Raw genomic sequence first — 18,236 nt, 5'->3', positions numbered from 1 at the left:
CGGTCAGCGAGGGGTGAGGAGGCGGAACTCGTTGCCTTCCGGGTCCGCCAGAACCCGCCAGGAGAGGGTGGACTGGTCGGTGCCGGGATCGGTGGCACCCAGGGCGCGCAGTCGGGTTTCCTCCGCACCCAGGTCGTCACCGGGGTAGGGGCTGACGTCGAGGTGGACGCGGTTCCCTGCGCTCTTGGTGTCGTGGGTGCGCAGGAACTCCAGGTAGGGACCGACGCCTTGGGCGGAGCGCAGACTCGCGTAGTCGTCGCTGACCTCGTGCAGCGTCCAGTCCATCGCCTCGCCCCAGAACCGGGCCATCCCACGTGGGTCGCCGCAGTCGACCACCACTGCGGCGATCGGTCCGGTGTCCCGATAGATCGGGCGGGGCTCCAGGACGCAGAACTCGTTGCCCTCGGGGTCGGCCATGACCGTCCACGGGACATCGCCCTGACCCACGTCCGCGAGCGTCGCCCCGAGCTTCTGCAGACGCGCGACCAACTCCGTTTGATGGGCGGTGGAGGTGGTGGCCAGATCAAGGTGGACCCGGTTCTTCACCGTTTTGGGTTCCGGGCGGGCGATGATGTTGAAGCAGACCGCCACGGGGTCGGGGCAGGCGAAGCCCACGGGTTCGAGGTGGATCACCCCAGGTGCCTCGCTGCCGACCCCCCATCCAAGCGCCTCCGCCCAGAACTCGCCGAGGACCGGGGCATCCAGGGCCCTCATATGGATCTGCACAAGTCGTGTTGCCATGCCACAGAGCCTAGATACCCGCGATGGTCCGGGTGCCGACGCGATCACGCCGGGCCGTAGGGGAGTGAGCGGGGCCGGCCCGGTCACGGTGCGGCGCGCTGGGTGGTCGTCTCCGTGCGCAGCCGTGCGGCGATGCGCCGTGCGTCCGGCCAGCGCACGTCGTAGGCCCAGCCCCACCGCTCGAAGCGGGCGATGAGCCATGCGGTGAGGTCGGGCTGGCCCTTCAGTCCGCCGTGCCGGGCGCTGTTGGGGTCGGCGTGGTGGAGGTTGTGCCAGCCCTCGCCGAAGGTCAGCAGGGCCACCCAGGCCACGTCCCGGGACTGGTCGCGGGTGCGGTAGTGCCGGCTGCCGAAGGCGTGCGCCACGGAGTTCACGGACCAGGTGACGTGGTGGACGACGGCGTAGCGGACCAGGCTCGCCCACAGGAGGGTGACCGCGGCGGCTCTCCAGTCGTGGGTCACCGCCAGGACGAGTGCCGGTGGCAGCCCGAGGGAGGCGGCCATGGCGAGGGGATAGCAGCGGTCCAGACGGCGTACGTCGGGGTCGGCGAGCAGGTCAGGCGCGTAGCGCGGGTAGTGCGAGCGGACCGGCGAGGAGGCGAACCAGCCGACCTGGGCGTGCCAGAGCCCCTTGAGCAGGGCGCGGCGGGTGGTGCCGTACTTCCAGGGCGAGTGCGGGTCGCCCTCCCGGTCCGCGTGCTGGTGGTGGCGCCGGTGCTCGGCCACCCAAATCGTCACCGGGCCCTCCAGGGCGAGCATGCCCGCGATGCCCAGGGCGATCCGCAGCGGGCGCTTGGCCTTGAACGACAGATGCGTGAAGTGCCGGTGGTAGCCCGCCGTGATGCCCATGATGGACAGGGCGTACATCCCGGCGCCGAGGACCGCGTCGTACCAGCGCGGCCCCCAGCCGGCGGCCAGGGCGGCGGGCAGTGCCAGGAGCAGCACGGCCAGCGGTCCCACCACGAGCGTCAGCAGGTAGCCGGTGCGCAGCGGGAGGCCGACCGGGACGGTGTCGGGAAGCGGGGCCCGCGGGCCTTCCGCGTGGTCGAGGGACGCGGTCACGGCCTACCTCCCACGAGTGGGGAGGAAGATCCTCCCGGGCGTACGGAGGACGGGCCTGCCACGAGCGGGGGAGTGCAGGGAGTCATGTGCGGCGATTATGCGCAACGGACAGCCCTCCTGAGCTCAGGCGCGGCGGGCAGAGCGGCCCCGGAGCCATCCTCTACCTGGATGGATGAAGGTGCGGGCCCGCAGAGCCTGGCCGACGATGGGACCAGGTCCGGGAAGTCTCCCGCGGGCATGGGTCCGGCGGACACCGGGCGGCGTACGCGCACACCGTGCCTCAGCGGGTGGTCGAGGGAGGGAGCGAGGGATGCGAGTGGACGGCCACGCGCCCGGACGGCCCACACCGGACGGAGAGGACGACCGGGAGCTGCTGCGCCGGTGCGCGCGCGATGTGGTCGAGGCCGCCGAAGGCATCCGCGCGGTGTCCGCGCGCACCAGCGGCGCGCTGTTCGCACCGGCCCTGGCCGCCTCCGTGCGCCGTCGGCCCCGCACCGGCCTCGCCGCCCAGTGGGCGCTGCTGCGCGCTCTGACGAACAAGCAGGGCCTGGGCGGCTCGGCGATCACCGCGCCCAGCGGCATGGGACAGGTGCTGGGTGCGGCAGGGGAGGCGCTGGGCCGGGAGAGCCTGGCAGCGCTGGTCGCCGTCACCTCGCTGCGGCTGAGGATCGCCGCCGTGCTCATCGACCACCCCGAGTTCGAACGCGACCCCGGTATGCGCCGGCTGATGGTCGCGGTCACCGCCGACCGCGACCTGGAGGCCGTACGGGCGCTGCGCGCCCTGTTCCGGGACCAGGGCGCCCAGCGCGCGCTGTCCGGACTCGCGCCGCTGATGGCCGAGCTCCTCGCCATTCGGGCCCTCCTGGACGAGGACCCCAAGAACGACGAGACCGCCTGGGCGCTCGCCGCCGGACGGGAACTGTCCGCGGACCCGCTGCACGGCATCAGCGCCTCCCATCTGGCGGCCATGGACAAGGGGGAGGGCGCCGCCGAGCCGGTGGACCTCTCCGACCAGGAGCGGCAGCTCATCGCCGCCGAGGGGTCCTTCCTCGGGTTCCTGGGCAACATCGAGGCACTCCGTACCGACGGGCGCGTCCTCGTGCAGGACGTGCGCGGCCCCGACGGCGTCGTCCGCCACGTCCTCCAGGCACCCGGCATGGCTCCCGGCCGGCCCCGCAACGACTCCCCCCAGGACTTCATCGGGGCCTGGCGCAACCTGTTCATGGCCGACTCGCCCTACACCCGCTCGATCCTGCTCGCCCTTGCGGACTACGGCATTCCGAAGGGTGCCGAGGTCGCGCTGATCGGGCACAGCGAGGGCGGCATCGCCCTGATGAACCTCGCGCAGAACGAGGAGTTCTGCCGCCTCTACCGGGTCACGCACGTGGTGACCGTCGGCTCGCCGGTCGACAACAAGAAGCCCGCCGATCCGCGCACCTGGGTCGCCAGCATCACCAACCAGCACGACATCGTGCCCGTCCTCGACGGCCGGGGCGCGGGCTCCGCGTTCGACCCGCACCCGAACTGGTACGAGGTCGACTACACCGGTCCCAGCCACGAGTTCCCGCTGTGCCACATGCTCCGCGAATACATCAAGCACCTCACGACCGTGATCCCCGAGGCACGCGAGGACGTGGACGCGGCGCTCGGCCCCTACCGCGGACCCGTCGTACGCAGCCAGGTGTACCAGCTCAAGGACCGCGCCCGGCCACCCGAGGGCTACCCCTTCCTCACCCTGCCCACCAGCGCCTTCCCCACGACGGCCGGTCCGGTCGATGTCCCCGTGCGCTACTACGACTCCTCCGCCGCCCATCTCTGCTTCGCGGTCCCCGCCGACGCGGCACGCGCCCTGCTGCCGGACGTCACCTGGATGACCCCCAGCCGACTGGCCCGACGGGCCCTCGCCGTGCTGTCGCTGTACGAGCACCGCTGCACCACGATCGGCCCGTACACGGAGATCACCCTGTCCGTCCTGGTCGACGACCTGTGGCGGCCCCGTCCGTACGACGTCGCGGCCGACCTGCTGCGTCGGGTGGACCTGCGCCGGACCGGCCGGTACGTCCTGTCCCTCGCCGCGACGAGCGAGGAGGCCCGGATCGTCGCGGAGGAGATCTGGGGCCAGCCCGCGGTGCGGACGGCGGCCGAGGCCGATCTGATGGGCCGGCACATCACCGCCCGCTCCCCGGGTCTCGGGCTCGCCGTCGAGGGCCGGATCGGCCCTGGTGTGCGCTGCCTGGAGGCGGACTGGGTGCTCTACGGCCGCCGGAACGAGAGCACCGTACGCACGCTGGTCCGGGTCCACGGCAAGCTGCGGCTGCACCCCGGCCGCGGTGTCCGGCTCCGGCTGGACAGCGGGGCCTCCGGGCAGCTCGCCGGTCACCTGCGCGCACTCGGCATCGACAGGACCCGGCCGCTGTTCGTCCTGAGCTGCCCCCAGCTCATGCTCCACCGCAGCGCGGGCGCCGTCCTGCCCCGCTGAGCCCCGTACCGCACCGACCCGAGTGGGAGCCGCCATGGTGACCGAGTCCCCCCGAGCAGCCGCCCGCGCCTCCGACGACCTCCTCGGCCAGGTGCGTACGTTGCGTCAGGACGCCGACCTCATGGGGGCCTACGCGCGACAGCTGCTCTCCGCCGCCGCGACCCTCGACGGCTGCCCGGCGGCGCCCGAGTGGAGCCGGACCACCCTGGAGCAGCAGGCCGCCGCCTGCGTCACGGCCGCGGAACAACTGCGCACCGCCGCCGACGCCCTGCTCACGCACGCCCGCGGCTGACCCACGCGGCGCGGCCACCGGCAGGACGGCCGCGGGACACTCCGCTCAGCGGGCCGGTGGCGGGGTGTCGCCCGCACCGCTGCCCAGCGACACGAAGTAACGTCCCGAGTCCTCCGGCAGGTTGCGGTGCACCAGGTCGGAGAAGCTCCTGGTCTCCCGGACCACCCGCATGCCCTCCTCCGAGAAGGTCGAGGGGGCGAAGAGGCGGGGCGCGAGCAGCGGGTTGTTCAGGGCCTCGGAGAACGCGTCGACGGAGATGATCCGTTCGAGCAGCCGGCCGAAGATGGCACCGGGCTCCGGCTCCTCCGCGAACAGGCCGACGTAGAGGTCGATGTCGTCGACACCGCCGTACAGGTCCAGCAGCGCCTCCTGGACGCGGAGGTCGCCGGTGATCTGCCGTGGGTGGGTGACCGGCGGGAAACCGTAGTGGACGCGGTAGTCGTTGTACGACGCCAGCCGCAGCTCCCGGCCGACCGCGACGGAACGCGCCTCGATGGGCAGCAGCAGCTCGTCGGTGTTGAACAGCCCCGACAGACCGGCGGGCTGACGGGACAGGTCCTCGAAGAGCGGCCCGAGGCCGCGGTCGAGGACGAGCTGCCCGTTGGCGATCGTCCGGGCGAGCGGCACCTCCTGGTCCGCGATCCGGTAGGTGGACGGGATGAGGCTGTGCCAGCGGTAGACGAGGCTGAACTCGATCGTCGCCCAGTTCTCCCGGTGCCACACCCCGCGGTCGGTGCGTACCGGGTCGAGGACGAAGTCGAAGTGGTACGGCGTGATGTGGTTGATGTACTCCTCCAGCATCACCCGGATCATCATCACGATCAAGGTGTTGCGGGTGGTCTGGAAGACGCGTTCGTCGTCCCACTCCGGGTGGGCGGCGCCGAGGAGACCGGCGACCCGGTTGTGCTCGCGCAGGAACAGGATGTTCAGCGCCATCGGGCCGATGTGCGCGTGCACCCGTTCACCGCCGCACGCGAAGAGCGTGTCGACGCAGTCCTTGGGCACCTCGCCGAAGCGGACCGGTTTGATCACCCCGAACTCCTCGAGGATCCGGCCGTCCCGGCACAGCGCGGGGGGGAACTCGGCGCCGTCGATCATCCGGCTCTTCAGCCTGCCTCCCTCGAAGGTGCGCAGACAGGCGGTGACCTCCTCGCGGTCGCCGTAGAGCTGGCACATGTCCAGGGTGTGCGGGGAGTCCGTGCGCCGCGGGTCGCCGGTGGCGGCGTGTCCGCGCAGGAACCCGTCGGTGAACCACTGCGCGAACGCGGGCAGCAGCGCCGTGGAACGCGCGCAGTACCGTCCCGCGCCTTCGCGGCGGAACAGTTCGGCGACCTCCTGCGGGGCCGGCAGGCTCCCGGGCAGGCCGGTCGTCGGTGGCAGGTGCCGGCCCACCCAGGTGCGGTCGGTGAGGGAGTCCCAGGAGGTGTACGGGCTCTTGGTGCTCAACGGCTCCGGGCGCGGAGGCGCTTTGAGGACCGCCAGATCGGTGAGGGTGGAGTTGAGCCTGCGGTGCAGCCACCTGCTGCGCTGGGCCGTCTGCCAGACCGGGCGGTAGTGGGTCAGCAGATGGGTCTCGAACCGGTTGCGCCGGCCGTCGCGGGACCTGTCCCGGGTTTCGTTGCGCGATGCCGTCCGGTCCTCGGTCTCGCGGGAAGTGACGGTCATGGGTCCTCCGGGTGCGCGGGCGGCGGCGGTCGGTGGCGGTCAGGCCGGTACGGGCGGGCGGCCGGCGCTCACCGGGTAGTGCTGCGGGAACGGGGTGCCCGCGTAGTCGAGGGCGCGTTCCCCGCCGGGCAGCGGGCGGACGCCGGGACGCAGCAGTACCCGCCGCACCAGCTCCGGCACGATCACCTGGGCGGCGTACTTCCCGAGGCAGTCGTGGGCGCCGTACCCGAGGACGAGGTTGTGGGCGGGCGGGCGGCCGGGGCGGAACTCGGCGGGCGCGTCCAGCACCTCCTCGTCGAACATGGCGGAGGCGAAGCAGGCCAGCACCACGCTCTTGGCCGGGACCACCGTCTGCCGAGGCGTCCCGGCGGCCAGCACATGGTCGCGCACGCACAGCCGGGGTGTGACGGGCACGAACGGGTGGAAGCGCAGCGCCTCCCACACGTACGCGTCGAAGCGCTCCGGGTCGCCCGCGCCGGCCGCCCGCTCGGCCTCGGTCAAGGCCTCGGGGCGCAGGGTGAGCTCCTTCAGCGCGGTGGCCGTGCACTGGGTGGCATTCTGCTGATAACCCGTCAGGTACCCGGCCAGGTTGGCGTTGATCCGCTCGTCGTCGAAGCCGTACTCGGCGGGGAGCCGCGTGCGCAGCATCCGGTCGAGGACGTCCGTGGACCCGTCGCCGCCGTCGACGTCCTCGGACGCGGACCGGCGCCGGGCGATCACCTCGGCGACCCGCTCGCGCAGCTCGCGTCCGGCCGCCACCCCGTCGGCGTGGATCCGGGGGTCGCGGTCGGGGTTGACGGCGAACGCCCACTGCATCCGGCGGGTGCAGGAGTGCAGGACCTCCTCCTCGATGCCGTCCAGGCCGAGGTAGGCGCGGGCCACCTGCGCGGCGGCCGGACGGGCGTAGTCCTGGATCAGGTCGAAGGTGTCACCGCCCCGGGCGACCGCCTCGTCCAGGACGGCGTCGGCGATCCGGGCCGTCAGCTCGCGCACCCGGGGCGCGTCCTCGGCGGCCAGGAGCACTTGCCCGTAACCGCGCTCGCGCCAGTGCAGGCCGGGGCCGTCCCGGGCGAGGAGGAAGGGGGCACCGAGCACCTCCTCCAGCGCCGGCCCGAACACGCCCACGGTGAACGTCCCGGGCGCCGACAGCACCTCCAGAACGTCCGGGTGCCGGGTGACGAACACACCGACGGGGGTGGGGAACACCGGCCGGTGTGCGCGCAGTTCGGCGAAGAGGGCCGCCTTGTCGGTCGCCATGCTCTGCCGCAGCAGGCCCACCCGCCGCGGGACGTCGTCCTCCGGGAGCGCGTCGTACGCGGTGAGGAAGTCCATGACGGCATTGAGCCACCGCACGGCGGGCGTCGCACGTCGGGCAGGCATCCGGGGCAGCGCCGGAGTGCGGGGGAGCGGAGCCGGGGTGAGGATCGTGGGGCGGCAACGGCCCGGCCCCGCCGACCGGCCCCGCCGACCGGTCCCGGTGGCCACCAGGTCTGAGCGCGTCCTGGGCCCCTGGGCGGGCCCCTGGCACCGCCTTCGGGTTGCCACCGGCCGTACGGGCCGCGTCCGGTCCGGCAGGAGGCCGAACGTCGTTGCGGAAGGAGGGGCCCGGATGCTGTCCGCGTGGGCCGGATCCCTGGTGCCCGTCCTCAGCGACACGACCGTGAGCGGTGCCGAAAACCTGAGCCGGGCCGTCGGCAGGGGGTGTGTCCTCGCCGCCAACCACACCTCGTTCTTCGACCCGGTGCTGCTGATCGGCACCCTGCACCGGCTCGGACTGCGGCCCGCCGTGTTGGCCACCGCCGGACTGTGGAGGGTGCCTCTGCTGTCCCAGGCTCTCACCCGGGAGGGGTACGTGCCGGTGTACCGGGGCAGCCGACGTGCCGGGGACGCGCTGCGCCACGCCTGCGAGGCGCTGGACGAGGGGCGCAGCGTGCTCATCTACCCCGAAGGGGGTCTGCCCGGCCACCGCACCTCCCACGACCGGCCGCCCGGCCGGCTGAAGACCGGTGTCGTCCGGCTCGCGCTGTCCATCGGCGCACCCGTGATCCCCATCGGGCACGCGGGTGCCCGCCGGGTCGCCTCCGGAAGCCGGGCCAAGCAACTGGCGGGCTGGGCCACCGCACCGGCACGCCGGCCTCGCGTCCACGTACACATCGGACCGGCGCTTCGGCTCGACGCGTCGGACCGGCCGATGGAAGACCTGGAGGCCGCGCTGGGCGTCACCTGGTCCCGCGCGGTGCACGGGCTCGGGGCCGGGCTGTCGGGCGACGATCCCCGTCCCTCGTGACCAGCGCTGATGACGGGGCGTCACCGTTCGCTCGTACGGGTGGTACGGGTCCCTCCTCCTGGGCCGAACGAGTTGCGGCGTCCCCGAAGGGCCCCGCCGGGACCGAAGAATCACCCTTATGCACCCTGCGACAGCACATGGCCCCGGACGGCGCGACCCCGTGGCCGTCACCGGACTGGGGCTGGTCACCCCGGCGGGCATCGGCCGGGACGCGGCGTGGGCGGGCCTCACGGCGGGGCTGTCCACGGCCGCCGACGACCCTGCCCTGAGCGGGCTGCCCGTGGCCTTCTCCTGCCAGGTGCCCGGCCTCGACGCGGCCGGTCTGCTCGGGCACCGCCTCGCCCGACGCCTCGACCGCTTCACGCTCTTCGCGCTGCTCGCCGCCCGGGAGGCCGTCTCCGACGCGGGCCTGGCCCCGGACGGCTGGGACGGGGCGCGTGTCGGCGTGGTGATGGGGGTCGGCACCGGTTCCATACAGGGGTGGCAGGCCGAGTTCGACCGGCTCGCGGCCCACCTGCCCGAACGCGTCTCCCCCCTGGCCCTGCCGCGCAGCGTGCCGAACATGGCCGCCGCCGAGATCGCCCTCGATCTCGGGGCGCAGGGCCCCAACCTGGTGGTCAGCGCCGCCTGTGCCTCCGGGACCAGCGCGATCGGACTGGCACGCGACTGGCTGCTGTCCGGCTCCTGCGACGTGGTCCTGGCCGGCGGCAGCGAGTCGGCGCGGCTGCGTATGACCGCCGCCTGCTTCGCCCAGATGCGTGCCCTGTCGCGCCGCGCCGACAGCCCCGCGACCGCCTCCCGCCCGTTCGACCGGGACCGCGACGGTTTCGTCCTCGGCGAGGGAGCGGCCGTCCTCGTCCTGGAACGCGTCGAGGACGCCCGGGCACGGCGCACGCGCCCCCAAGCCCTGCTCGCCGGTTACGGGGCCTCCTGCGACGCCCACCACTTCACCGCTCCGCACCCCGACGGGGACGGCGCCGCACGCGCACTGCGCACCGCCCTCTCGGACGCCGGCCTGGCCCCGGAAGACATCGGCCACGTCAACGCGCACGGCACCGCCACCCCACAGGGAGACGCGGCCGAGCACAACGCGCTGCACCAGGTCTTCCGGCGGCCCCCGCCCGTCACCGCCCTCAAGGGCACCATCGGCCACGCCATCGGCGGCGCGGGGGCGATCGAAGCGGCCTGCACCGTGCTCACCCTGCGACACCAGCTGATCCCGCCCACCGCCAACCTCGACACCCTCGATCCCGCACTGGACCTGGACGTGGTCGCCAAGGTGCCCCGCCCGCAGCGCATGGAGGCCGCCGTCAGCAACTCCTTCGGCTTCGGCGGCCAGAACGCCGTCCTCGCCTTCACGGCCACGCCCTGAAAGACTTCGAGGACGGGCTGCGGCTGGTGATGCGCCAGGCCCGGCTGCCGGCCGAGCGCGGTGACGGCGGCATGCCGAGCGTCCTGGCCGCGCCCTCGCCCTTCGCGGCCAGGCCCGATCGGCAACAACACGGCCTCCCGGCGCAGGCTCCGTGAGGCGCTGCCCCTGGGCTGAGCCAAGCCGAGCCGAGCCGGCAGGCGGGGCCGCTGCTTTCCGCGCGCGCCTTCCAGGCACAAGATCCACGCGCTACGTTCCCGGCTTCCTCGATGGAAGGAGCCTTTCGTGGCAGCGACAAGACGCGCCCTCAGCATGTCTGTGCTCGCCCTGGCCCTGCTGATGCCCCTGGTATCCGGTACGGCGCAGGCATCCCCGGCCGCGAACGGCCCCCGCCCAGCCGCCGGCTCAGTGACGTCCCCGCGGGTGCTGGCGGTCCCGGGCACCGTCAATGCCCGGGACATCGGCGGCTACCGCACCTACGACGGCAGGACCAGCCGCTGGGGTGTGCTGTACCGCTCGGAGACCCTGTCGAAGCTGCCGCCCGAGGGCGTGAGCGCGCTCGCCGGCCTGGGGCTGGGCAGCGTGATCGACCTGCGGACCGGGCCCGAGGTGCAGGCCGACGGAGCCGACCGGCTCCCGGCCGGCGTGACGTCCGTCGCCCTGCCGGTCGACGACACGTCGCTGTTCGCGTTCATCGGCATGGTGGTGCGCAGCAAGGACCCCGTCTATCAGCGACAGCAGCTCGGCGCGGGAAAGGCCGAAGCGAGGATGGGAGCGCTCTATCGTGCTTTCGTCACCAACCCGGCGAACCGGGCCGCGCTCGGGGCGGCGATCCGCGCCGTGGCGAACGCGGACGAGCCCGCGATGTTCCACTGCTCGGCCGGCAAGGACCGCACGGGAGTCCTCGCGGACACCATCCTGCGCGCGGTCGGCGTGCCGGCGGCCACGTCCGAGGGTGACTACCTTCTGAGCAACCAACTCCGCGCGGCCTCGGACGCCGCGCTGAAGAGCCAGCTCAAGGCCGCGGGCCTCATGCAGGACCCGGCCCTGCTCGATCCGTTGCTCCAGGTGCGCAGCAGTTACCTGGCGGCATTCAGGGCGCAGGCGGTGGCCGACTACGGAACCTTCGGCGACTTCCTCGCCCAGGGGCTCGGTCTCGACACGCTCACCCTGTTCAAGCTGCGGCTCCGCATCGTCGGCTGACCCGCGACGTGCAGCACGGGAAAACGGCCCCCGCGGTCGCACCGCTGTCAGTACCCTTCCCTCCGGGGGTGGTGCACGGTGCAGAAGCTGTACGTACCTATCACGGCGACCAGCGACCGCTTCGACGCCGACGACAGCAGGTGGCTGTCCCAGGTGCGTCTTCTCCTGGACGAACTGAGCAGGGAAGTCCAGATGGAGGCGCGGGCCACGGCGGGGGAGCCGGGTGCCAAGAGCGGGGGACTGCCCCAGGTGGTCCTGGTGATCGTCCCGTCGGCCGTCTACGTGGTCGGTGCGGTCATCAGGGACTGGCTCGCGAACAGCCGCGACCGCAGTGTCCATCTGCGATGGGAAGAAGGCGGCGAGGAGAGCAGGCTGACCGTCACGACCAGGAACAGCGACAACGCCGCCCTGCAGGCGACCGTGGAGACCTGGTTGCGCTCCAAGTTCGGCGGTGGGGAAGGAGAGGAAGAACCCGCTCCGCCCCAGGGCGACTCGTCGCCGGACGGCGGTTCTGTTGGCTGAGGCGCCCCTGCCGTACCGCGCCCTGCTGATCGGCAACGCCGACTACCCGGATGAACCGGCACTGGCTTCACTGCGGGGCCCGGCGAACGACCTCAGGGAGCTGGCCGCCGCGCTGACCGATCCCGAGGTGGGGCTGCCCTGGCAGGTGAGTGAACTCCTCGACCGCAGCAGCCAGGAGGTCGAGGAGGCGCTGTACGACTTCTTCGACGGGGCGGCGCGCGAGGACCAGTTACTGCTCTACTACAGCGGTCACGGCCTGCTGGACACGCGCGGTCGGCTCTTCCTGTGCACCCAGGACACGACCCTCGCCAGGAGGGGACTGCGGGCGGTTGCGCATTCCTACGTCACCGACCTGATGGACGACTGTCCCGCACGCGCGATCATCGTCGTCCTCGACTGCTGCTGCAGCGGCCGGGCGACCGACGCGAAGGGGCCTGCCGTGGCAGCCCCCTTCGGGGGCCGCGGACGGTTCGTCATGAGCAGCTGCGAACGGCGCGGCATCGCCAACGACGCGCCCAGGGACGGCGAGCCGAGCCTGTTCACCCGCCACCTCGTGGCTGCGCTACGGCACGGAGCGGTGGGACGCAACGGTTATGCCACGGCCCACCAGGTGTGGTGCTACGTGGACGACGCACTGCGCGGTACCGGCCAGCGGCCGTACTGCAAGACGGAGGAACACACCCAGGACATAGTGCTGGCGCGGAGACCTGTGCCGGTCGAGCGGACCGCCGCCGAGCCGGAGGGGCAACCCGCGTACGAAGCCACCGTGGACACCTGCCCCGTGTTCGCACCCACCAGGGGGCCGAACCAACGTCCTCCGGTGGAATGCCACTTCACCGGGGCCATGCACGTACTGCTGCCCGGCCTGCGGGGAACGCTGAGCGTCTACCTGGACGCACTCCTCGCGGCGCGGAGCGGCGACGAGGTCCGGGGGTGGTGGTTCGCCGCCCACCCGCTCGGACACCGGCGCAAGCGGGTACGCCTGACCGGCACCGTGACCCCGGACGGTGACGTGCGGTTCCCTCTGCCCGACGACGCCGGCGGAACGGTCACCTGGACGGCGGAGCAGCTGAAGGCCTTCGAGAAGGCACGCGCGACCAGCGACTGGCCCACCACACGGCGACCGACCCAGACCGATGCCACCCACATCGTGCTCAAAACCCATGACCGGACGTACCGCATGCTCACGCGTGCCCCCTGGATGCTGGCGGGATCGCTGATCGCCTTCGCCCTGTCGGTGGTGATGACCGTACGGGTGATGACTCCGCACGTTCCCGACCAGATACCGGTCTACCCGTTCGTCCTCGCCCTCGTCAGCGGGCTGTCCGTGGGCGTCTTCGCCTCCCGGGTCTGGGCTCGCTTCCGACTCCTGCGGTTGGTCAAGATCCCCGAGCTGCCGGTGTGCCGCATGCTGCTGAACGCCTACGTCGAACCCGCGTACACCGTCGTCTCCGAAGAGGGGGTGCCGGTGACGATTCCCCCCAAGGAACACACGTACCTGTGGTCCGAGGACTACATGCTGGCGCTGCCGTCGGGCTTCTTCAACAGCATCCCGCCGTGCGAAGCGCCCCTTGCCCCGGACGACCCGCTGCCCGTGGAGGTGATGGGTCTGCGCCACCCGGGGGAGGGGGTGCTCGTCCGCTCCCCGCAGGGCACCCTCTGGCCGGTCGGGCGGGTCAAGTACTGCTACAGCTTCGAACTCGACCGGGCCATCCGCCACCACCGACCGCTTCCCAGGGGTACCCGTGCCGACAGCGGGCGACAGTAGCGGGACGTTCAGCAGGCGGCCTTGGACCAGAGCGCGCCCCTGACGAGGCTCGGCGCGGTGCGGCGCATGGGGATGGTGCGCACGCGGACCGTCTGTCAGACCTGCCTGGGATGCTCTGGGCATGGAGATGACAGTGCAGCTCACGATCGACTGCTCCGACCCGCAGAGGATGGTGACCTTCTGGGCCGAGGCCCTGGGTTACGTGCCTGAGCCCCCGCCGGCCGGGCATGCTACGTGGCGCGCCTACTGGGCCGCCATGGGGGTGCCCGAGACAGAGCTGCCGGCCGGTGCCGGGGACCTTCCGGAGTCCATCATCGACCCGGCGGGCCGCGGGCCGAGGGTGTGGTTCCAGCAGGTTCCGGAGCCGAAGGCCGCCAAGAACCGGTGGCACTTCGACCTCAAGGTCGGCGGGGGCCGTGACGTTCCCCTGGACGTCCGCGTACAGCGGGTCGAGGCGACGGTGGAACGGCTGGTCACAGCGGGTGCCACCGTGCTGCGGATCAAGGATGAGCCGGACCTGGGGCTCTACGCCGCCGCCCTGTGGGACCCCGAGGGCAACGAATTCGACGTTGTTTGAGCCATCCGTCTGAGCCATCCGTCTGCATGCGCTGGCCGAGCAAGGGGCCAATCGCCCACCAGGGACCAGAACGGCGGACCAGAACGGCCCCTGCCATCGAGCAGCGGAGCAGTCGAGCGGCACGAACTGATGTGCGCGGCTCAGGGCAGCAGGCTGGTTCCGGGAGCCCGGATCAAGCGGGGGCGCGGGCCAACTCGCCCACTCCGACCGAGCGTTGGGGCGTGCGGGCGCGGGCTGATGCGCCGTCGGGCGCCCTGTCCGAGGGACGCGGATGAGCGTACGGTGGTGTCAGCCGTTGGTGTCCACCGCGCTATTGCGTCCTTCCCCGACGGGAGGGGCGCCCTGGGTACGGTCCTCCTCAACCGCGCGGCCCCTTAGTAGCGGGCCGCGGGCTTCCTTGCCGGCACGGCGTTGCGGAGGGGGAGTAGCTTCCCTTCCAGCCGGGACGGCTCAGATGGCGAACGACGTAGGCCCGCGTACATTCCGTTGCCTGTTGCCGGGCCCCGCTGTCTTCGCCGCCGCCTGCGCGGTGCCGAAGCGGAGGCGGGCCCACATCGTGCAGACGAGCGTGGCTCGGACGCAACTGGTGCGGGTCACCGGCGAGGTCGACATCGAGACGGCCCCCGCCCTGGACTACACGCTGCTGTGCGCCCGCGAGCAACGGATCGTCGTGGATCTTTCCGGCTGCGGCTTCGGTGACTGCGCGTTGCTGACCGTCCTGCTGCGAGCTCGCCGCCGCGGCGAACTGGTCCTCGCCGGTCCCCTGTCCGCCCAGCTACAGCGCCTGTTCGATCTCACCGGCACCACCACCGCCTTCACCATCACCGCCGGCATCAGCGAAGCACTTCCGGTACGACCGCTCGGAGCCGCCTGAGTCGGAACGGGGCGCGCGCCCGGCGCTCCCCACCCTGACTCACGCCCCGAGTGCCGCACCCTCGTGCCCGGGCGTGCGGGGGGCCTGCTTGTCCAGTGCGAACAGCGCGCCCGTCCGCGCGTACATCTCGCACTGGTTGGCGAACGTCTCCCGGTACCGCACCGGGTGCCCGTTCCATTGGCCCAGTGCCTGGGCCGTGACGTGGGTGTAGCCGAGGTCGCACGGGATGTCCTGCGGGGGGATTTCGCCGATGTGGCGGATACGTCCGTCGGCAGCGGTGAGCTGCGCGCACGCTTCGGCTGCCCGGGGGTGGTGGCCCTGGGTGGTGGGTGGGCACTGGAGCAGGGTGCCCCGGGTGCTGGAGGTGTGGCTGTCGCCAGTGGTGGTACTGAGCTGAAGCCAGTTACCGGTAGGGGCGGCGGCGTACGTGGGGACGGGAGCGAGCGTGGCGGCGAGCGTCAGTGCGACCAGGGCGAGAGGAAGTGGGTGCGTGGTCTTCGCGGGGGGAGAGAAACGAGGCATGTCTTCGGCGTCGGCAGAACACACCGGTTACGTGAGCCCGCTCATCCGAACGGGAGGGGCGTCGCGTCATCCGTTAGGACCACGCAGGAGTGGGGGAAATCCTCAGCAACCCGGTTCAGCAGGGCGTCCCAAGCGCCGCGGTGGCCGACCTGACAGCCAGGCACCCGCGCCACGAACTCCTGGGAATGAACGTTTGCGTTCCCCATGGTGTCGCTCCGACCACGCGTCGAGACGCGACCGGGGACTTGGCTGGATTCGCAGGTGTTCTCTTCCCCGCCTCCCGGCGAGCCGGTATTCCTTGCCGAGACGCAAGGCGGCCCCTCCCCGGTCAGGGAAAGGACACTGATGACCCATGCGCGGCGCGTTGGCCACGAAGACCTCGAGTCAGCCGCATCCGGCGGTTCGGCCGCTTGCGGCCAAGTGAAGATGACCTCGTTCGACGAGGTGTACGACCAGCCGGACCCCAGGCCCTTCTTCCGCCTCCTGGGCAACTGGGACTATCAGACGCCTCACCATGCACAAGAGGTCTTCCGGCGCCTCGCCGCCGCCCGCAGGCGAGCCGCCCGCGCCCCCGTCACCGTGCTGGACATCTGTTGCTCCTACGGCATCAACGCGGCTCTTCTCAACCACAGCCTGACGATGGCCGACCTGTACGAGCACTACACGTCGCCGCGAGCCGCAGCGCTCACCACGGAGGAGCTGATCGCGTGGGACCGCGCCTACTACGCCGCTCACCGACTGCCGGACACGCACCGGGTGATCGGACTCGACATCGCCGCGAACGCCATCTCCTACGCACGCGCCGTCGGTCTGCTGGACGAAGGGTTCGCCGAGAACCTCGAAGCGGCTCCCCCCACCCCCGCTCTCCGGCACGCCGCGCAGCCAACCCTCCTGGTCACCCTCACGGGCGGAGCGAGCTTCCTGTCCCCCCGTACCTTCCAACCGCTCCTCGCCGCCGCTCATGAGCAGGTGTGGGTCGCGGCCTTCGTTCTGCGCACCTGCTCCTACCGCCCCATCGCCGACGGGCTGACGCCGTATGGCCTCACCACCGAGAAAGCGGCCGCCTTGAGCTATCCGCAGCGCCGCTTCACCAGCGTGCATGAGCAGCGGTACGCCACGGCCGCGGTGACGGCCGCCGGTGAGGATCCACGCGGCAAGGAGACCGAGGGCTACTTCCATGCAGCCCTTTACCTGTCCCGACCCGCGAAAGACGTCGCAGCCCTTCCGCTCACCACTTTCACGTCCGGCGGTGCGTAGGCGCGCGCGAACATACCCGGAACGCGGGATGATCAGGTGCTGAGGAGGCGGTCGAAGAACGAGCGGTATTGGCGCAGGGCCAGGCGCAGGTCCTCGGTGGCGGCCTCTTCACCTCGGTGCCACTGGCTTTCCAGTCCCTGCTTGTGGTCGGCGAACGTGGTGGCGAGGAGCTGCATGACCTCGGCGACGAGTCCGTCCGCCGCGAGGACCGACTGCTTCGGGTCATCGACGAAGCCCTGTTGGATCTCCTGCCACCGGCTACGGAGCCGCTCCGCCTCCTGGGTCCCGAGGAGCGGGGCAGTGTCACGCTCCTGCTCGGATTCGTGCTCCGTGCCGGACGCCGCGACCGGTTCGTCCCCGGTCTCGTCGGTGAGTCTGGTCCGGGGTGCCCTCCCCTCGTCGTCGGGGGCCGCTGCGAGGACCTCGTCCGTCTGGGGCCGGGCGATGTCCTCGGTGGAAAGTGTCTCTTTGGCGGGCTCGTCGTACGCGTCGTCGTGCCCGTACGGTCCTTCTCTCTGCATGTCCCTCAACCTCCGTGCGGAACGGCGGGCCGCCTGCGGCGGGTGGGCGCTCAGTGGCGTTCCTCATCGGCCGCATCGGTACCGTCGTGCAGCAGTTCCTCGAAGAGTGCCCGGTAGTGGACCATGGCGCTCCGTAGCTCTTCCGTGGTGGTGTCCCTGGTGCCGACCCGACCGTTGATCTCATGGGCGATGCGGTAATGGTCCAGGGTTCGGGCGTGCTCGACCGAGAGGTCCCGTTCCTGCTGCTGGAAGTTCTCGGTCGGATAGCCGCGCTCGCTCATGAGCGTGGTCACGAGCCGGTCCGCCTCGCCCACGGCCTGGTCGGGGCTGTCGACGAAGTGTTCCTGCACGCTGGCCCAGTCCCGGGTGTACCGGTCGCGAACCGCCGAGGGCAGCGGCCTGATCTCCAACGACTGATGCCGCTCCTCCCTCGCCTTGAGGTCGCGCTCGGCCGCTCCACGGCTCTGCCCGGTCTGGACGGCGCGCTCGTATTCAGGACCGAACTGCTCCCGAAGGTGCCGGCGCCGGGTCATGGTCCGCATGGTCAACGCGACGGCGGCCAGGACCACCAGGGCGACCACAATGATGACGATGGTCCACATCGCATCCTCCACTCCATGGCAGCGCACACAGCGGCTTGGCCGGGGCATGCCTGCGTCGCCGTCCGGGGCCGCCGTCCTTGGTGGTGCCACCTTCCAGAATTTCACATATCGGGCGAAATGTGCTATCCGGTGGCGCTCCGGCTCTGCCGTGGTCGGCCAGTACGTATCGGCCCGGGGGCGGCGACGAAGTACTGCCGTCGCCGCCCCCACCGATGTCGATATCGATGTCGATGTCGACGTCAGGGTGAGACGGGAACGCGCGGGGTTCCCGCGTCCGGCCGGGGACGCCTACCAGTAGTGCCGCCGACCGCCCACCTCGCGCCCGACGAATCCCAGGACCATCAGGATGAGGCCGAGGACGACCAGGACTATGCCGATGGTCCACAGGATGGCGATGCTGGTCGCGTAACCGATGATCAGCAGAATGATTCCGAGGATGATCATGATGAACGCCGATCTCACGAAGGGAGGAATGCCCCCTGCTCCCAGCTTAGAT

The 18,236-nt window shown here is 71.6% G+C and carries 18 protein-coding genes; 10 read left to right on the top strand and 8 right to left on the bottom strand.

What is annotated here, in order from left to right; genetic code table 11:
• Positions 1–3 precede the first annotated feature (3 nt).
• Both ABZ404_RS18675 and ABZ404_RS18670 read right to left on the bottom strand, forming a co-directional pair.
• Complete coding sequence (locus ABZ404_RS18675) at positions 4–741, bottom strand: VOC family protein (protein WP_358834075.1); 738 nt, start codon at positions 739–741, stop codon at positions 4–6.
• 83 nt (positions 742–824) lie between these two features.
• Positions 825–1,802, bottom strand: coding sequence for an acyl-CoA desaturase (locus ABZ404_RS18670; RefSeq protein WP_358834074.1), 978 nt, complete (start codon positions 1,800–1,802; stop codon positions 825–827).
• Between the two features lie 310 nt (positions 1,803–2,112).
• Between ABZ404_RS18670 and ABZ404_RS18665 the strand changes: the two genes are divergently transcribed.
• Positions 2,113–4,281 carry a hypothetical protein gene (locus ABZ404_RS18665; RefSeq protein ID WP_358834073.1) on the top strand — a complete coding sequence of 723 codons (2,169 nt, stop codon included), beginning with the start codon at positions 2,113–2,115 and terminating at the stop codon, positions 4,279–4,281.
• A 34-nt stretch (positions 4,282–4,315) separates the two neighbouring features.
• On the top strand, positions 4,316–4,573 hold the full coding sequence (locus tag ABZ404_RS18660) for a hypothetical protein (protein ID WP_358834072.1): 258 nt from the start codon (positions 4,316–4,318) through the stop codon (positions 4,571–4,573).
• Positions 4,574–4,618: 45 nt separating this feature from the next.
• On the opposite strand, the gene ABZ404_RS18655 is transcribed toward ABZ404_RS18660, so the two are convergent.
• Positions 4,619–6,238 (bottom strand): peroxidase family protein, encoded by a 1,620-nt coding sequence (locus tag ABZ404_RS18655; RefSeq protein ID WP_358834071.1) that lies wholly within the window; start codon positions 6,236–6,238, stop codon positions 4,619–4,621.
• A gap of 39 nt (positions 6,239–6,277) precedes the next feature.
• Positions 6,278–7,570 (bottom strand): cytochrome P450, encoded by a 1,293-nt coding sequence (locus tag ABZ404_RS18650; RefSeq protein ID WP_358990566.1) that lies wholly within the window; start codon positions 7,568–7,570, stop codon positions 6,278–6,280.
• Positions 7,571–7,847: 277 nt separating this feature from the next.
• Between ABZ404_RS18650 and ABZ404_RS18645 the strand changes: the two genes are divergently transcribed.
• The 7 genes from ABZ404_RS18645 to ABZ404_RS18615 all read left to right on the top strand — a co-directional run bounded on the left by ABZ404_RS18645 (position 7,848) and on the right by ABZ404_RS18615 (position 14,838).
• Complete coding sequence (locus ABZ404_RS18645) at positions 7,848–8,525, top strand: lysophospholipid acyltransferase family protein (protein WP_358837664.1); 678 nt, start codon at positions 7,848–7,850, stop codon at positions 8,523–8,525.
• A gap of 118 nt (positions 8,526–8,643) precedes the next feature.
• Positions 8,644–9,897 (top strand): beta-ketoacyl-[acyl-carrier-protein] synthase family protein, encoded by a 1,254-nt coding sequence (locus ABZ404_RS18640; RefSeq protein WP_358837663.1) that lies wholly within the window; start codon positions 8,644–8,646, stop codon positions 9,895–9,897.
• A 282-nt stretch (positions 9,898–10,179) separates the two neighbouring features.
• Positions 10,180–11,097, top strand: a complete 918-nt coding sequence (locus ABZ404_RS18635) for a tyrosine-protein phosphatase (protein WP_358990562.1) — start codon at positions 10,180–10,182, stop codon at positions 11,095–11,097.
• Positions 11,098–11,175: 78 nt separating this feature from the next.
• Positions 11,176–11,619, top strand: a complete 444-nt coding sequence (locus ABZ404_RS18630; RefSeq protein ID WP_358832483.1) for a hypothetical protein — start codon at positions 11,176–11,178, stop codon at positions 11,617–11,619.
• Positions 11,612–13,387 (top strand): caspase family protein, encoded by a 1,776-nt coding sequence (locus ABZ404_RS18625; RefSeq protein ID WP_358832482.1) that lies wholly within the window; start codon positions 11,612–11,614, stop codon positions 13,385–13,387. Before ABZ404_RS18630 ends, ABZ404_RS18625 begins: the two co-directional genes overlap by 8 nt.
• Positions 13,388–13,508: 121 nt before the next feature.
• Entirely contained in the window at positions 13,509–13,964 is a 456-nt protein-coding gene (locus ABZ404_RS18620; protein ID WP_358832481.1) for a VOC family protein, read from the top strand.
• Between the two features lie 568 nt (positions 13,965–14,532).
• Positions 14,533–14,838: an STAS domain-containing protein gene (locus ABZ404_RS18615; RefSeq protein WP_358832480.1), complete on the top strand. Its 306-nt coding sequence runs from the start codon at positions 14,533–14,535 to the stop codon at positions 14,836–14,838.
• Positions 14,839–14,877: 39 nt separating this feature from the next.
• Here ABZ404_RS18615 and ABZ404_RS18610 read toward each other — a convergent pair whose 3' ends face one another.
• Positions 14,878–15,360, bottom strand: a complete 483-nt coding sequence (locus tag ABZ404_RS18610) for an SSI family serine proteinase inhibitor (RefSeq protein ID WP_358832479.1) — start codon at positions 15,358–15,360, stop codon at positions 14,878–14,880.
• A 426-nt stretch (positions 15,361–15,786) separates the two neighbouring features.
• On the opposite strand from ABZ404_RS18610, the gene ABZ404_RS18605 reads away from it, so the two are divergent.
• Positions 15,787–16,617 (top strand): hypothetical protein, encoded by an 831-nt coding sequence (locus tag ABZ404_RS18605; RefSeq protein WP_358832478.1) that lies wholly within the window; start codon positions 15,787–15,789, stop codon positions 16,615–16,617.
• 32 nt (positions 16,618–16,649) lie between these two features.
• Here ABZ404_RS18605 and ABZ404_RS18600 read toward each other — a convergent pair whose 3' ends face one another.
• The 3 genes from ABZ404_RS18600 to ABZ404_RS18590 all read right to left on the bottom strand — a co-directional run bounded on the left by ABZ404_RS18600 (position 16,650) and on the right by ABZ404_RS18590 (position 18,184).
• On the bottom strand, positions 16,650–17,138 hold the full coding sequence (locus tag ABZ404_RS18600; protein WP_358832477.1) for a hypothetical protein: 489 nt from the start codon (positions 17,136–17,138) through the stop codon (positions 16,650–16,652).
• A 50-nt stretch (positions 17,139–17,188) separates the two neighbouring features.
• Positions 17,189–17,740, bottom strand: a complete 552-nt coding sequence (locus tag ABZ404_RS18595; protein WP_358832476.1) for a hypothetical protein — start codon at positions 17,738–17,740, stop codon at positions 17,189–17,191.
• 288 nt (positions 17,741–18,028) lie between these two features.
• Positions 18,029–18,184 carry a DUF6131 family protein gene (locus tag ABZ404_RS18590; RefSeq protein WP_358832486.1) on the bottom strand — a complete coding sequence of 52 codons (156 nt, stop codon included), beginning with the start codon at positions 18,182–18,184 and terminating at the stop codon, positions 18,029–18,031.
• Between the last annotated feature and the right edge of the window lie 52 nt (positions 18,185–18,236).

The organism is Streptomyces sp. NPDC005878 (assembly GCF_040629815.1).
In the GTDB taxonomy this organism is placed as follows: domain Bacteria; phylum Actinomycetota; class Actinomycetes; order Streptomycetales; family Streptomycetaceae; genus Streptomyces.
The sequence above is the reverse complement of the archived record's forward strand: the minus strand, read 5'-3'. Positions and strand labels throughout refer to the sequence as shown.